A 15,853-nucleotide genomic window follows, 5' to 3' on the forward strand; every position below is an offset into this window, starting at 1 on the left:
TTAGTCCGGAGAGAAGTACGATGGATATAAGCATATGTTTTTTGAAATGAATTACTCTAGTCCAAACAAAATAAAATTCTACAAAAGAAACAAACGAACGGAAATATGGTTATAATAGATGATCAAACAAAAATAACTATAATCTATAGTGGAACGCTGTTTGTAAAGCCTATGAATTAGTACGACTGTTAGATGATACATAAAAAAATTAATGAAAATTGGTACTTCTGTTGAGAATGATGTGGGATTAGGAATTAAAGAAGTCTTTTTATTTATAAAAAAGCTAAATTTGTTCCAACAGTAGAAACTAGCTAATAAAAACAAAACGTATTCTTTTCAGAAGAACGAATGATACTTTGAACTGGCATATGTAGTCTAAAGAAGGCAATAATTTTTTGATGTATCTTAGATGTAATTTCAATAACGTTGGAGTCGAAGGCAAAATGTAATGAGGAGAAAGTTATAGTTGTATCTAATCGCATGCTTTAGGCATTTATTTTAGAGGTTTTACGAATGAATTTTTCATTATTATGGCATATTCTATAATAGATATATTAATCAAGGATTAACTAAAAAAATAAATCAATTCATTTCTAGCTTTACAATATAATTATAAAAAAATGGAAAAATTTTATAATGGGATTTATGAGTGTAACGAAAGTTACTATCACACATTGAGGGTTGCATGAACGTTATAAAAACGGTCATGCAACTCTCAGAAAATATTTTTAACACTACTAACAATTTTTTGTATAGGATGTATTTAATATGAGAATACTATTTATGTGAAACTGTGATCTCTTAACAATATTGCGATCTATTTAATATATGAGATTACTGTTTTATCCTGTTTTTCATAATTTCGTCAAGCATGGGACGATAGTTTACAATTGCAATGAGTTTTCTGCAACCAACATCCTATCTTAAGAATTCATAAAAAGCAATATCTACAATTATATGATAACAAGCCAAGCATTTTGGCTTACGTCAATTGGCATACACCTACCACGTTCACATTTTTGAGGAAATAGTTCTTTGTCGGAGATTGATAAAATTTATGCAATAATTTTGAGAATGCTACTTTTAAGCAACTATGCTTTTAAATGATGTTACCAAATCGAAGATGTTATAAATTTAAATTATTAATCCTAACTATAATCTATAAAGGTTAAGTGAATATTTTAAGGTATCGGGATTCTGGAGAATCTAAACGTTATCAAAGTGTTATTTTAGTGTTTATTTTCACGTGAACGCTATCCGTTATTTTACCGACTAATCCCTTAACTACAACGTTAGGAGTTATTTAAAGAGTGTTACACCTAACAGATGTATGAATAAATAAAATAAGGATTCATATGATGTTTTGTTCTATTTGAATGATAAAAATAAAATATACCTATACATAAATTAGTATTATTTAATTCTTATAATATAATATCTTTTATAACTAGTACTAAATGTTATAAAAACAATTTCAACTAAATGAAGTAAAAATATATCGTATTAAATTCTTTAAACAGGGATCAACTTGCAAGAAGCAAAGCATAATCTTCCAAGGGCGTATTTCAAGAAATCCCCTAATTTTAGCCGTGTTATAGATGTTCATAAGAGTTTCATTCTTATAACACACATTATGATAAAGGTATTAACACAAGTTTAAATCATAAGAACGAAGTATTTTATTTATAAAGTATATGAATTACGAGAATAGCCACCTAACAAATAAGAAATGGAGTGTTTTTTTATTTAGTAATCTTGCGTCTCCAAACATCTTTACAGGCTGTTTGAGGCGCAAGATGTTTAATACAGTAGGAATAAAAAAATGAACGCCTTCGAAACGTTAGTTTAACGATTTGAAAAAACGTGAACGCTATGCGTTCACAAGGAATTCGGTATAATATGGCTTTAGGATAGATATGTCTTATTTAACAGTGTTGATAACGCACATAAATTAGTAATAATGAACGCTGCGATGGTATGGTGCTTTTTTATTATTACAAATCTTAAGATTTATCCTAAGTTAATGTTAAGCTTAATATAACAAATACAATCTGATAAATTTATTAAAGTAGGCTGGAGATATATGAAGTATCTTTGGAATCCATAAGGCAGGACAAAGAGATAAGTAGTTGTGATTATGCTAAAATCTTTTTTAACTTAAGTGTTATTGAGTGTTTTTTATGTGAACACTACCCGTTTTTTTGGCGTTTACCTCTTTAATATCAATATTCTGAGTTGTTTAAAGGATACAATATATGCTAAAGCAATATATAAAATCTGATAGGGTGTATCAATTAATAGTCCATAATAAAGCTGTATGTTTCTAAGTTGTACTAATTAATGAACGTTATAGTAACGACCCTGACTATGCTATATATGTCATAAAGTATTTTAAGCAAGTGGTATGAAATAAAGTGGTTGCTAAATTAAAAATAGTTGATGTTAGTAGACTATGTTCGAAGTATGATTACGGAAATATAGACATTAATTGGCGTGTTCTTTCTGTGGTACATATCTTATTAGCAAAGTTTTAAATTATAAGAGCGATAAGAATCGTCTAAGAGGCCTAGGAGCTATGTGATAGCGGCCTAACAAATTAAAGAATGGAAAATTTTCTGTGTTTAGTGTTTTGAACTTGAAACGATCTAAAAGGATATTAGATGGCAAGTATTTTAATACAATAAAAAAACGATATGAGCGCTTACAAAACGTTAATTTAACGTATTGTAAATAATGAACGCATAGCGTTCATTAGAGATTCAGTGCATAAATATAGTAGTTTTCCTTTAAGGGTGACATAATGTAACTTTAGAAGTAAAGATATGGCCTTTAATAATAGCGTTTATAACGCATAGGATTTAATAATAATGAATGCTGTGATTGATGACATTTATATGAAAAAATTTAGTCTGGCAAAATGAATTAAAGAAGACTAGAAAAAGCATGGAGTTTCCTATACAGGTTTATTATGTGGTTAAGAAAATAGAGGATTTGTCAATCTTCCCTAAAAATTGACAAAGTAAACACTTAACTAATTTTAGGACATAGGATTAACATGTTTTTATTTGCGATATAGAGAGTTTTTGGAATCCCTAAGAAAGGTCCAATAAGATATGTTAAGAAAAATATATTGGACAACTGAGTACTTAGTATCCTTGAGGTAATGGATACCTAAGTACAGAAGCCAAACGGTTTCTAATTCAGTAGGCTATCCCGATAGTTCTTACGTTTAGCTTCATTTCTACGATTGAGCGCTGTGTTACGATCTCTATCATGACGTGTGCCACAATAAGGATAATCCTACTCACGAATGTTTAGATTTTTAGCATCTATGTTTTATAGTTGCAATTGGAACATAATTGACTAGAAGCAAATGTTTTAGATATTACAACTAATTGTTCACTACACCACTTTACTTTATATTTCAACATTGTTTGAAATTGTGACCAAGACATGTCACTAATCGCTTTTACAAGCTTTCTATTTTTGAGCATACCACTGAATTATAAGTATTCTTTACCAATGACATGATGCTTTTTGATGATTTTAGTAGAAAGTTTATGTAATTAATCAACCCTTATAATAGCATCATGTATCACAGGCTATTTATTCTAGTTAGGATTAGTAACACAAGTTGTAAAAAACTACACTTTTCGAAATTAAACAAGAAAAAACATATCATAGAAATTTTTTTACAAAACTACATATTCGTGTTGTAAGGATGAGCAAAAAAAAAACGGTAGCTACCGCTTTTTTTTGCTCAATTAGATATATTTGATAAAAAACGTATATTTGATTTAATTTAAATTAAATATACGTTGAATGAACGTTTTTTTGGTGTTATCTTGCTGTTCTTGGCGATCTTCATTTAATAGTTCAATTGCTTTATCCAGTTTTTCTTGTAATAACTGAATCTGTAGATCTTTGTCTTCTTTTTCTGAGCGTTCCTGTAATAACAATTTAATGATATCTTGGTTTTGTTGTACAATTTTATCTTGTTGCTCAAGCATGTGAGAAAATTTTTCTTGAATCATCAAAATATCAGTTTCTGAACGTTTTCTGAGTGTTACTTGAACTTCATTTTCCTCATGAACGCTATCCGTTTTCTGAGCGTTCTCTTCAGTATTTTCCATGCTTCTTGTTGCAGCTTCTTCTAGTTTCCAGTTTTGATTTAAGTATTCTTTCATTTGCTTTAAGATATCTATATCATTCTCATAGTAAATTCGTTGATTACGCTCATTTCTTTCAAATATATATTCCATTTTTTCTAGTTCAATTGACCATCTGCGAAGTGTATTGGTGTTTATATCTAGTTGTTTTGCTACTTCTTGTGCAAAATATCCATATTCCAAACTTCACACCTCCATTATTTGTATGTTAGATATTGATTCGTTCTTGAAAAGATCTTTCCTTTAAGAGTAGAAATTTTTATAGGCAGCCATCTAATCATTTGTACTCATATCAGTTTGTTTGTATACATACTTATATATTAAGTCAGTCTATACATCTAGCGTTAATGTTTTTTCAACAATGAACGCTATTCGTTCTAATAGCGTTCATTGTTGGAAGTGAACAAGTATTTATACAACATTAATGTACATAGGAAACTATTTTAAAACTAACTATTAATATTAGAAGTTTGTTGCTGATATAAGAATTTTACTAGATATTTGCAACAGAATCAAAGCTTTCATTAATAGAATTAGCAATTAAGTACGGTTTTTTATAGTACATATGCCTAAAAAGCAAATAAAAAGCTTTTTTTATGTGAACGCTATGCGTTAAAGTAGCGTTTTATTGTTGTATAGAATCTTGCATAGGTGTTGTTTGAATTTTTAAAAGATTCTGATATTATTTGTTGGGTTTTGAATCTCGAACAGGGTTATTTTTACAAGTAAAAGTAATGAGGATATTGGGAGATGAAATATATTAATTAAATATTAAATAATTATAGCTAAAAAAATTTAATTTGAAGTTTCATTTGTATTAGTATGGACCAGATTTCTGAATAATATACATCATAAATTTGATATGAAATGTAGATGTGTATAGGAAGATGAAAAGGGGGGCAATAGATTTATCTAGACGTTTATTAATTTTACTAGTAATTAGGGTGAATGATTTCAAGAGTCGTTAAGAGTAATAAAACAGATGTTAGAACAAAATGTAGACTGTACAATAGTTGAAGAGGGGGACGAAGACGCTTGTATAATGAAATCAGTTGTTAAGACAGTGCGTGAAATAAGCTATTATACCTTTTAAAGAGTGAAATCAATGAGTACGAAGATTTTAAAGACCATAGATAATTTAGAAAAAATTAATTCAATATTATTGATCAATTTTGATGAATAACAAAAGGTCACTGTATTGACATAACTGATAGAATCATATTTTAATCGATTGTTTAAAATATGATTTATGCCAAATTATATAAAAAATTAGGGAATCTTTTAGAAAATATGCTAAGCCTCCCTAAAAAGTTACAAATAGATGCAAAGTACTATATTTAATAAATCTTGTTTTAGAAATTAAAATAAATAAAAACATTAGAATTAATATTTGGGCCATAATGGTTATTGTATCAAGGTATTGGAGATTTTTACTTAGTAAATTTCTAAATAAATAGTTTAGTAAATAATAATTGAATATACTGGATTCATAAGGTTTAAATTTTATGGTTGAATTAAAAAGAAAAACTTATAGTACTTAAAAAATATAAATGATTTATGAATTATTTTATTGAAGACCAATAGGGTTATAAAGAACTATAGGAAGACATTACAAATAGCCTTGCTGTATATGTTTTTTTCAGCAAGGCTATTTGTAATTGGATTTTTTGATTTTAATCGTGCTCTTTTAAAAAATTATAGAAAACAAATGTATGACTATTAGTTTTATCTAAGAGTGAGCTTGTATTTTGTGCATTACGTATTCTACGTTCTTGATTCTGTTTAGATTTTTGATTAAACATTTTTATGAAATGTGCAGGATTACTGTTTTCAGCTTTATTAAACTGGAACCATTGCACACATTCTTCAAAATCCCATCTTGTGTAGCGATCAATATCCGGTGGCAATCTTAAAGCAATTGTATACGCATCATTTTCAGATAGGTATGTTAGCTCTTGACTCAAAATGTAGTAATACGCTCTTTTCTGATCTTCACTCAAATAATCATTTAAGTCTTGTAATCTATTATTTTTTCCTTGTTTCTCATGATTGACAGCAGGTTTTGATTGCTCTTCAATGCCGAAAAAATCTAAGGAAGGTGAAGGTTTAAAATTGTTTTTTTGCATAAATTCAAGATCTGTTACATCAGACTTTTTACTAATTTTGTTCTTTAAAAATCTAGTAAAAGTAGCACAAACATCAATTGCTACAGCCCATTTTATCTTGAAATATTCAACAATCTTTAGATAGTTATTATGTATTGTTAAGATGTAAACAGAGGGGGCGATCTTTCCATGCCGTCTTACCTTTATTTGTTGGCATACCCCTAAATCTTGCAGCCAATTAAAAATGTAATTAATAATAGGTTTTGAAATTCCAGATTTTTTGCTGATGTGTTCTTGTCTAACTTGACTATAGCCTTCTTGTACTAAATAAGATAAAACAGTCTCTAAAGCTTCGTATTTCCTTTTGGTAAGATAATCTTTTGTGGTAGCACCTTCACACTCTAGGACAATACTATCAATATAAGAAATTATTTTCTTAATTTCTTGATTGATAGATCCAGGAGTTTTAGATAAGTGATGAATGTGGGGACTTAGTTCCGCTTTTGCTCGACTAAGCAAAAAGTTTCGCAACAACACTGAAAAAACCTCCTATTTTTCCCACCGCAAATAAAAAGGAAAAACAGCGGTTTTATATTCACAATGTATATGCATTATGATATAATTTTAATATCAAGTATGATACTAAAGAGAAACACATATATTTATAGTGTGAATTAAAACCCTATCTTAGAAGTTTTAAATTGGTTCCGGTCGCCAAACTAGAAGCCAATTTGAAACTGGGCGGTGGGGTTTTATTTTTTTGTATCCTAAAAAACTTTCGTTCATAGGTAATTTATTTTTATTTTACAATTGTATGTACATAATATCAACACTCTAAGTTCATATTTGAAGAATAGGTGCAAAAATTGAAGTATTTCACATTTGTCTTCAATTAAATATCAGAATATTCAATTAACAATTGAGCAAGAAAAGTTTTCTAGGTACTGTGGTATAATTTTCTTACTTATATGTACGTTTCTGAATATTCGTGAAAAAGACGAGGTGAAAATACATGAAGAAGTTATCTAGGGAATTTGATAATTATTTATCTTCTAAAAACAAAACATATACTGATCTCGCAAGAGAAATTGGAGTTGCTAAATCTACTATCTCTAATTGGATTAACAGGGATAAAGAGATATCCGTATATACATTTGCAAAAATTGCCTATGTCATATTTGCAAATGATAAAGATAAACAAGAACAAAAAATAATAGATTATTTAGGTACTTTAGAGGATAGGTTAAACATAAATGTTAAAGTTGCATTTGCCATTGCTCATTTGAACGATCACGTATTATTAATTGAATATCTCGCTGGAATATGTAAAGAGAGCAAGGATGTAGAATTGAAACGATTTGCAGATATATTTAATTTATATATTGATCGTTTGAAAGGTAAAAATGTCAGAGAAGTGTACTTGAATATCCAAAAAGCTAGAAATTCTAATGTGGATGTAGAAATTTTCTGTGATATACTCAGTATGTTAATTCTTTGTGATTTAGGGGATTTTGGATTAATGCAAGGTTATAAGGAAAGAATCGAGAAGAATATTAGAGATGATAAATTAGTAACTAATATTTTCTTAAAGAGTTTATACGGATTTTGGGTTAAAGAACTTTGGAGTTATTCAATATTAAGAAAAAATAACTCTCTACAATTTGTAATAGAAAATGGTGAATTAAGAACATATAAGGATATTGAATTCTTCCCTGTTATGGAAGCTTTGTTGAACATTAGGAGCGGAGAAAACTATATGTTTTCTGACTATAAAAAATCTTTATATTTCTTTCGAGAGGCGTTAAATGTATTGAAAGGCGCGAAAGGGAGTTTAAAATACAATATAGCTCTAAATGATATTAACTTCATTAGAATCTTTTGGTGGAAAGATTTAAATAAAATTGATTTCGATAGATTACACCCAGCTGAATACGCTTTGTTTTTAATTAAAAAGGGAAGAAATCAACAAGCAATAAATATACTTGAAGAAATTAGATCAAAAAGAAAAATGTTAACACCACTTCAAACTTGTTACTTGGGAATGGCTAAACAAGATATACATTTAATTAAACAGTCTATTGATATGTTTAAAGTAAATAATGATTTTTTGTATGTAAAATTTGCAGAAGTAATATATGATAAATATGCAGAAAATATAATTTAGTTGTCAAGGGATGGTGAAAAAATGGTGAAAAAGTTATATGTATCAATAGTAGCCGCTATACTGTTATTAACCTTAGTGAATAGTTCACTAGGTAAAATGGAAACACAACAGTACTCCCAAAAAGCTAAAAGTTCTGGGAATCAGTATATGGTATATAGAATGATGGTCGATCCCGGTGGTGGTGGATAATTTTTCTGTATTTTATTTAAAATATATATTTTTACAAAAGACATCGTTTTGAACGGTGTCTTTTGTGATTTTATAAACTGTTTTATAAATCCTTAGACGGGGAATTGTGAAAAAAATGTGTTGTTTTTCACAATATAAAAGCAAAAAAGGGAGGGGCAACAATGGGAAGAATGGGATTAAGCGTAAATGAATTATTAGAGATTGTGAAAACAATTGATTTACAAACTTTTAGTGAAATTTTGGAGTTATGTGCGAGCTATGAACAAGAGGAATAGGAGATGCCCTATTCCTCTTGTTCAACTTGCGCTTTTAATTGACTAGCATATTTTAATAATTCCTCTTCAATACGGGGTTTATGTTTATCTGGTACACTCATGTATCGTTCATAGAGTAATCTGGCTAAACGCTCAACTGGATCTTCACCTTTAATACTTTTTAAGAGGTCTTCATCCGGAATTTCTTTTTTTAATAAAGAAGACACACTGACATTTAAATAAGTAGCAATTTCTTCTAATTTATTTAAGCGTGGTGTTTTTTCTCCAGTTTCCCAACTAGATACAGTTCTATATGTAGTATTTAAATCTTCAGCCATTTCTTTCCGACTTACTCCTTTTATAGCCCTTAATTTTTTTATATTTTTCCCCACAATATTTTTATCGATTGTCATTTTATTCATCACTCCAATTTTATAATTTTGCATAGTAACATAAGATTTCTAAAAAAATATATCAACACTAAGGGTGTATAAAATAAGAACTTAAAGTGTTGACTTTAGGCTCGAAGACTAATAAACTGTATATAGGGGGTGAGACACTTGACGATTTTAAGAGAATTTCGTGAATCAAAGGGTTATACAATTAATGAGGTTTCAAAAGGTTCTAAAATTCCAGTAAGTACTTTGTATGATATTGAGTCGGGTAGAAAGGGTTTAATTTCTAGTCGGGCAAAAAGTATATCGGATTTTTTGGGAGAACCAGTCGAAAAGCTTTTTTTGGCAACATATTATCGAGCAAAGTTGAAATGAATTATTTTCACGAAAAATAATTATACATTTATATTGTAAATGAACAATCTATAAAAGGTACAATTTTATAATTATTTTTTAAAATATAATTTCGGAATTCAATAAACATACAGTGAAGAATTAGAAGGAATCGACACCGCCTACACCACAGACACCACATCCACAAAAAACGGAGCAAATAGAAGCACCGTAATCACAGGTACCGACCAACCACAAGTAATCGGAAAACCTGTCATTCCACAATTAGAGAAATCACAACAGATTGTTATAAAACAACAATTAGAACAAAAACCAAAGAAAATCGAAATATTTCTTCCAATAACAGGAGATAAAGCCGGAAATCCATACATAAAATGGATTGGTATTGCATGTATCGTACTAGGTTTATTTGAAGTCGTATTTGCAAAAAGAAACCATAAAAAATTTCAATTGTGATATGAAATAATATGAAACTTATTTCAATGAAGTAGATGGAAATCCACTGAGCTTTACTATTGGGTTTCAAAATGCATGTATACTCGTAATGCCCATTTAGACAGTTGTTTTTTTGATAGGTAGCAAGATATAAGAAACCAAGAGGGAGGTGATATGAGATTTCAGAAATCTATGTCGATAAAATAGGGAATTTAGGGAAACTTGAGGAAGACGTTATGCGGTGCAAGGGTCCTTTGTTGCCTGAAGAATTAAAGCAAGCAATTTTGAATCGCTCAAACTGCAATCAAGCTGAAAGAAAGGTATGATTTCTGGATAGAATCCGCTACAAATTTATTGGCGGGAAGTATTTTGTATTTAAATCAATGACATGGAGATTTATACTATTCAGATTTAGAAAAGGTTAGGGATTAGGGAATTAGTACAACAAGCAAAAGAAAAAGATAACTTTCCTTTGGAGTTGAGGGAGTTATTGAAGAAAGATCATCCGGCCTATCAAATTATTAACGTGTTAGCGTTATCAGCAAAAAAACAAGGCAAGGCACATTCAATACACTTTTACGAATTTTAGATAAGCAGCAAGAAAAATATGAGAAATTCGAGAAACAGGGAGAGTATTTTTAGTTTCAGTACTAGTTATAAGTCGAAAATGAAATTAGGAAGGAGTGCAAAGTATGCTAGGTGTAGATAAGAAGTATACAAAAGTGATTAGAGTTTTAAAAGAACCGAATGAAAAGATTGCTGGTGTCATAAAAGCTCGTTTTGGAGCTTATAAATCGGTCATAGAAGATGTACAGGAAACAACCAATAATTTTATTTTTATTTTTGATCCAAAAGGCATCTTTTATGAAGATACCCATCACGAAAAACAAAAACAAGGGTATCACATCATCAAACATGATTTATTAACTGGTTATGAAACACTACAAATGGATTTAAAACATAAATCCGTTGTGTACATCAGTGTAGAAACGGAAATGAGTACGTATCAAGAGCGAGGAGAAGCATTATCTAATTTTCTTCAATATCTAACAGAATGCAAGAATATAAGACCGATTCACCTGGTATTTCATCAATATGATTTGTACCCAATCCCTCATATGGAGCAGTTTTTAAAAGAAAGCGCAACATACCACATTCAGCATTCAATCGTAGTTGAATCTCAATCCGCATTACAACACATATACGGAAAAGAGGCAGCACAACGCATTATCACTTCGTACAACACAACAATCCTAGCATGATATGAAGCACTCGCTCACTATTTCATCCTATCTAGATGGCTAGAAAACTAGACAAGGGAGAAGCGTTTTTCTCCCTTCCTTATCAAAAATAGGAGGCGTTCATATGGGAAAAGAAAAAAGACTCACGTTTTATGATATTGCCGCATCACAAGCTCATAGTGTTAAAACTTTTGATGGAAAAACATACGAACTGAAAGGTACCATCGCAATTGAAAATAGCACAGGAAGCATCGAAAAGGTAGCTCAAATTTATTATCAAGTGCGCTCGGTTAGAGATGAACATCAAAACTTAATTGCTAAACGAAAAAATAAACATGCGGAATTAGTAGCTGTCAAACAAAAATGTAAATAAAAAAAGCGATTTTGAAGTGTGCTGAGAACATAGCACAAAGTAAGTTGTTCTTTGACAATTTAGATATATATTGTGTATCTCTTCCTTTCAGTAATGATGTAGAAAGGTGAAATATACAATATATATGCGTGCCTCCCTTCGAAAGGTCACTAGAGGGGTTAGGTATACGATTATCGTTGGGTGAGTAAGATCGTAAAACTCATCTGTGACCACTGGGAAATGCAGTGTATCAAAGACCTGTTTGTGTCAGTACTCGTGAGGAATATCCCATTTTGACATTCTGAAGAAGCGAGGAACATCACAACAGTAGATACATAAGGTTCTACGTTCACGCCAAAATACGTAGTGCGGTATTGGGCATATAGAAGCTAGGTCGGGATTAGTCTCTATACGCATGCCAATACAGGGTTCGTCATTCCAGCCATAAATGATATTTCCATTTTCTATCCCACTTTCCTTTAAATGTTATAAAATAAAGACAGATGTTGGAGTTTAAAAGTGTCTCATCACACTTCAAAATCGCTTATAAAAATATGACATAGGGAGGAATACACATGAGTCGTAAAGGGTGGATCATTTCCGCTGTTGTTGGACTGTTAATTGCAATTGGTATTGGTTCAACATTTGTCTTTAGTTCGGGAAAAGGGGAAGTAATGGAACTTAGTCCGTTAGAAATGAAGAAGTTCATGAGTGAAGATGGCACAGGTTTTGTTATGTTAAGCGCTGACAAGAAAAAGCGAGAAGATTGGCTTCATTTTGTAAAAAAAGTAGCTAAACAAGAAAATGTTGAAGTACACGAGTTAGATGAAGAACGTGAGGATATACCAGGTACCAGCAATCCTCATGATTGGGGACTATCTCAAAGACGAAGTTCTCTTGCGTACTATGAAAAAGGAAAGCCGAAAAAAGATATTAAGCTGTCAGAAATTAAAGCATCAGAGCTTGAAAGAGAAATTAGTTTTTTTGTTAAAAATTGCAAAGAACAATATCAGAAGTAATCACATAATCATTGAAAGGTGGTGATATAGTGGCGATTACACAGAGGGAATTAAAAAAAGAAAAAGATATGGTAGCAAACCTATTAAGAGCCAATGGTCAGGATTATAACCATTGGCTTCATTTACATCATCAGAAATACATTGAAGAAAATCAAGATTTAGTAATGAAAGCTTTACAAGCTTATAAGGCAACATCAACAGAAGTAAAAGAAGACAGCAAGGCGAATGAATCAAGTCAGCTTAGTAACGTATAAGTATTTAAAAATGAAAAGGGAGTGAATGTATATGTCAATGTTGGAAACATTATCTCAAATGTTAGTGTTAGGTGATGCGATGGATGGTCTAATTAATACGGGGAATTCATTTATTACATGGATGCAAAGAGGGGCAATGGTTAGTACAGCGATTGTATTTTGCTGGGGCGCTTATCTATTAATTTGGGGTGGTGAACGAGGAAGACATAAATGTATTTGGTGGTTTATTGGTGGGGCAGCCGGACTTGTGATCGTAATGGGATGCCAATACTTAGCAGAAAGCGTAAATAGCAATGTGAAATTTGGTCAAATCTTATTCCCGTTTTTCTGGATGAAATAGTGAACAAATATAAATAAGGCAATGAGGGAGCTATGCAAAGGGTATGGCTTTTTTTGTTGCCTTTTTTTCATAGAATTTTAGTTTCATTAAGCGATTGGGGTGTTAATTATGAGATTACCAAGTGTATTGGAGAGCGTTTCGGTTATTGGTAATATACAACCGATTATGACAGTACCAACAACAGAAGGTCTGTTAAGAGCTTTGACATTCTTCATCGTTATATGGGTATTGATTTCTGTTTTTTGTATCTATCATAAGTACGCAACCAATAAAGCTGAAAATAGTAATTCAAGAGATCAGTCGAAGTGAACTTAAATTAAACGGAAGAAAGGAGAAGCCATGTTTGTCATTTTTAAGAGTAGCAATGGAACTGAAATTGAGTCGGGTAAGCAATATTCGTTTCATGAAGCTTATATCTTAACGAAGCGATTAGAACGAGTTTATAGAGAGGCAGGGCGGCAAGAACATATTGATTTCGATTTGTTAGATGGTCATTCTAATGAAATTTATAACGGTACGTTATCACTTGGTTCGAGATATGCAGATCACATTTTTGATCACATTTCTAAAAAAATGAATGTGATGCAATTAGATCCGGAACAAGAGGAACAAAAAAAGGAGCTGTTAGACACGTTAGAAAGGGAAATCAATGATTCTCCTTTTCATGAAGAATATGAATATCAAGAAGAATCATCAGAAAAGAAGGAAGAACCCTCTTATAGTCCATCGGATGAAGTAAAAACACAAATAAAGCCTGGAAAGGAAAATAGAAAAGGACTCAAGATTATTGCGAGTGTCATAGGAAGTGTGGTGTTAATTGGAGCTGGTGCCATATTTGCCTTTAAGTTATTCTCTTCCGAACCAGTTTCGAGTGCAAATGCTGGTTCGGAACAATATGTAGTAAAAGGATTACAACAGGCAGCCATTCAACAGTATGGAGAAGCCGTTAAATATTTTGATAAGGTCAATTACACAGAATTAGATAAAGATAGTCAGAAGGCAGTTTTATTTACTTATTTATTAAATGGAAAGGCAAATAAGGCATTACAATATGAGCCGAAATTTGCAGAAAGTGTAGTTGCTTATTTTATTGGGATAGACAATATGAATAAAATCAATGAAATTGATGTCAAAAATGATGTGATCGACTTTGAAAAGGCAGCGCTTAATAAGCAATATGAGGAGGTAATCAAACTTAAGGGGAAAGTCAATATGGATGGTAGACGTGAAAAACTCATTGTTGAAGCCTTTGTAAATCTAAAAAAATATGAGGATTGTTATTCCTTTGCCAAAACGCAAGGAAATAAAAATGTAATGAAAGAGGTCAAAGAATTAGAGAAACGAGATATTCAGCAGTCTACGATAAGTGAAGAGGAAAAGAAAGCTAAGATTGAAAAAATTGATAAAGATCTACAGAACATCTAAGGGGGAGAGAATAACATGCCTTTAAATTATGAGAATCTGTACAAAAAAATGGGGATTGTTTTTCTTGGTGGTTCATTGATATTAAGTACGACAGGTTGCAGTTGGTTTGGAAGTAAGGAATCAACAAAAAGTAAATCAGCTATTACAAAAAAGGTAGATAAGAATAAGCCGGAGGAAAAGAAAGAAGATCTGAACAAACAAGATTTTGAAGCAATTACAGAGAATGCAATTCAAAGTAAGGATAATGAAGTTGCTTATGTACTCGAAGAGCTGGATAAATCAAAAATTAATTTTAAGGAAAAATCTATTGTAAGTAATCTTCAAAATGGGGATGACACCACTTCTCGTGTTCTAGCACTCTTTGATAAAGAAACGACAGATAAATCAATTCAAGATACAGCAAAAGACAACGTGATTGCAGCTATTACGGATAATAAGCCACAAGTCACCGTGAATGGAGATCATTTTGCATTCGGTGATCAAAATATTGATTCTTCAGTAGCGAGTATAGGTGATATTCTTCCACCAGAGAAGAAACCAGATACAATTGTAAACCCACCAATTACAACGGAGGGTGAGAATGGTAATACGGAAAATACAGAGACAGAAAAACCAAAGCCACCAATAGAGCCGGAAAAACCAACAAATCCAGAGAAACCGACAGAGCCGGAAAAACCAACAAATCCAGAGAAACCTACAGAGCCAGAAAAACCAACAAATCCAGAGAAACCGACAGAGCCAGAAAAACCAACAAATCCAGAGAAACCTACAGAGCCGGAAAAACCAACAGAACCAGAGAAGCCAACAGAACCAGAGAAGCCAACAGATCCGGAGAAGCCAACAGATCCGGAGAAACCAACAGAACCAGAGAAGCCAACAGAACCAGAGAAGCCAACAGATCCGGAGAAGCCAACAGAACCAGAGAAGCCAACAGAACCAGAGAAGCCAACAGAACCAGAGAAGCCAACAGATCCGGAGAAACCAACAGAACCAGAGAAACCAACAGAACCAGAGAAGCCAACAGAACCAGAGAAGCCAACAGAACCAGAGAAGCCAACAGATCCGGAGAAGCCAACAGAGCCGGAGAAACCAACAGAACCAGAGAAGCCAACAGAACCAGAGAAGCCAACAGATCCGGAGAAGCCAACAGATCCGGA

General features: G+C 31.6%; 14 protein-coding genes and 3 pseudogenes. 13 read left to right on the forward strand and 4 right to left on the reverse strand.

Annotated features, from left to right (window positions below):
- Positions 1 to 3,195: 3,195 nt before the first annotated feature.
- The 3 genes and pseudogenes from DOS87_RS30305 to DOS87_RS18160 form a co-directional block, all read right to left on the reverse strand.
- A pseudogene (locus DOS87_RS30305) lies at positions 3,196 to 3,566 on the reverse strand (RNA-guided endonuclease TnpB family protein); the annotation flags it as partial.
- Between the two features lie 231 nt (positions 3,567 to 3,797).
- Positions 3,798 to 4,352: a MerR family transcriptional regulator gene (locus DOS87_RS18155; RefSeq protein ID WP_208730099.1), complete on the reverse strand. Its 555-nt coding sequence runs from the start codon at positions 4,350 to 4,352 to the stop codon at positions 3,798 to 3,800.
- 1,490 nt (positions 4,353 to 5,842) lie between these two features.
- Positions 5,843 to 6,811 carry a Replicase RepFR55 gene (locus tag DOS87_RS18160; RefSeq protein ID WP_071714093.1) on the reverse strand — a complete coding sequence of 323 codons (969 nt, stop codon included), beginning with the start codon at positions 6,809 to 6,811 and terminating at the stop codon, positions 5,843 to 5,845.
- Positions 6,812 to 7,286: 475 nt separating this feature from the next.
- On the opposite strand from DOS87_RS18160, the gene DOS87_RS18165 reads away from it, so the two are divergent.
- Both DOS87_RS18165 and DOS87_RS18170 read left to right on the forward strand, forming a co-directional pair.
- A complete protein-coding gene (locus DOS87_RS18165) occupies positions 7,287 to 8,438 on the forward strand; it encodes an AimR family lysis-lysogeny pheromone receptor (RefSeq protein ID WP_071714092.1) in 1,152 nt (383 codons plus the stop codon).
- A gap of 21 nt (positions 8,439 to 8,459) precedes the next feature.
- Positions 8,460 to 8,627, forward strand: coding sequence for a hypothetical protein (locus DOS87_RS18170; protein ID WP_000239446.1), 168 nt, complete (start codon positions 8,460 to 8,462; stop codon positions 8,625 to 8,627).
- A gap of 283 nt (positions 8,628 to 8,910) precedes the next feature.
- Here DOS87_RS18170 and DOS87_RS18175 read toward each other — a convergent pair whose 3' ends face one another.
- Entirely contained in the window at positions 8,911 to 9,294 is a 384-nt protein-coding gene (locus tag DOS87_RS18175; protein WP_000151002.1) for a helix-turn-helix domain-containing protein, read from the reverse strand.
- A gap of 147 nt (positions 9,295 to 9,441) precedes the next feature.
- Here DOS87_RS18175 and DOS87_RS18180 point away from each other — a divergent pair, with 147 nt between their 5' ends.
- From DOS87_RS18180 to DOS87_RS18220, 11 genes and pseudogenes are all read left to right on the forward strand, one after another.
- Positions 9,442 to 9,651, forward strand: a complete 210-nt coding sequence (locus DOS87_RS18180; protein WP_071714091.1) for a helix-turn-helix domain-containing protein — start codon at positions 9,442 to 9,444, stop codon at positions 9,649 to 9,651.
- A gap of 103 nt (positions 9,652 to 9,754) precedes the next feature.
- Positions 9,755 to 10,086: pseudogene (locus DOS87_RS30310) on the forward strand (adhesin); the annotation flags it as partial.
- Positions 10,087 to 10,244: 158 nt separating this feature from the next.
- A pseudogene (locus tag DOS87_RS30315) lies at positions 10,245 to 10,707 on the forward strand (hypothetical protein).
- Between the two features lie 50 nt (positions 10,708 to 10,757).
- Positions 10,758 to 11,327, forward strand: a complete 570-nt coding sequence (locus DOS87_RS18185; RefSeq protein WP_208730100.1) for a TraM recognition domain-containing protein — start codon at positions 10,758 to 10,760, stop codon at positions 11,325 to 11,327.
- Positions 11,328 to 11,430: 103 nt separating this feature from the next.
- Complete coding sequence (locus DOS87_RS18190) at positions 11,431 to 11,679, forward strand: hypothetical protein (RefSeq protein ID WP_000514061.1); 249 nt, start codon at positions 11,431 to 11,433, stop codon at positions 11,677 to 11,679.
- Positions 11,680 to 12,233: 554 nt separating this feature from the next.
- The gene (locus DOS87_RS18195; protein WP_098867893.1) at positions 12,234 to 12,677 is read left to right on the forward strand and encodes a hypothetical protein; all 444 of its coding nucleotides are present in this window, start codon (positions 12,234 to 12,236) and stop codon (positions 12,675 to 12,677) included.
- 29 nt (positions 12,678 to 12,706) lie between these two features.
- Positions 12,707 to 12,931: a hypothetical protein gene (locus tag DOS87_RS18200; RefSeq protein ID WP_001018798.1), complete on the forward strand. Its 225-nt coding sequence runs from the start codon at positions 12,707 to 12,709 to the stop codon at positions 12,929 to 12,931.
- Positions 12,932 to 12,962: 31 nt separating this feature from the next.
- Positions 12,963 to 13,271 carry a hypothetical protein gene (locus DOS87_RS18205; protein WP_016513605.1) on the forward strand — a complete coding sequence of 103 codons (309 nt, stop codon included), beginning with the start codon at positions 12,963 to 12,965 and terminating at the stop codon, positions 13,269 to 13,271.
- A gap of 108 nt (positions 13,272 to 13,379) precedes the next feature.
- Positions 13,380 to 13,580, forward strand: a complete 201-nt coding sequence (locus tag DOS87_RS18210) for a hypothetical protein (RefSeq protein ID WP_001239233.1) — start codon at positions 13,380 to 13,382, stop codon at positions 13,578 to 13,580.
- A 30-nt stretch (positions 13,581 to 13,610) separates the two neighbouring features.
- Positions 13,611 to 14,696: a hypothetical protein gene (locus DOS87_RS18215; RefSeq protein WP_098816051.1), complete on the forward strand. Its 1,086-nt coding sequence runs from the start codon at positions 13,611 to 13,613 to the stop codon at positions 14,694 to 14,696.
- 15 nt (positions 14,697 to 14,711) lie between these two features.
- On the forward strand, positions 14,712 to 15,853 hold a 1,142-nt coding region (locus tag DOS87_RS18220; RefSeq protein ID WP_208730101.1), incomplete at its 3' end, for a hypothetical protein.

The organism is Bacillus sp. CR71 (assembly GCF_003429245.1).
Lineage (GTDB): Bacteria > Bacillota > Bacilli > Bacillales > Bacillaceae_G > Bacillus_A > Bacillus_A thuringiensis_S.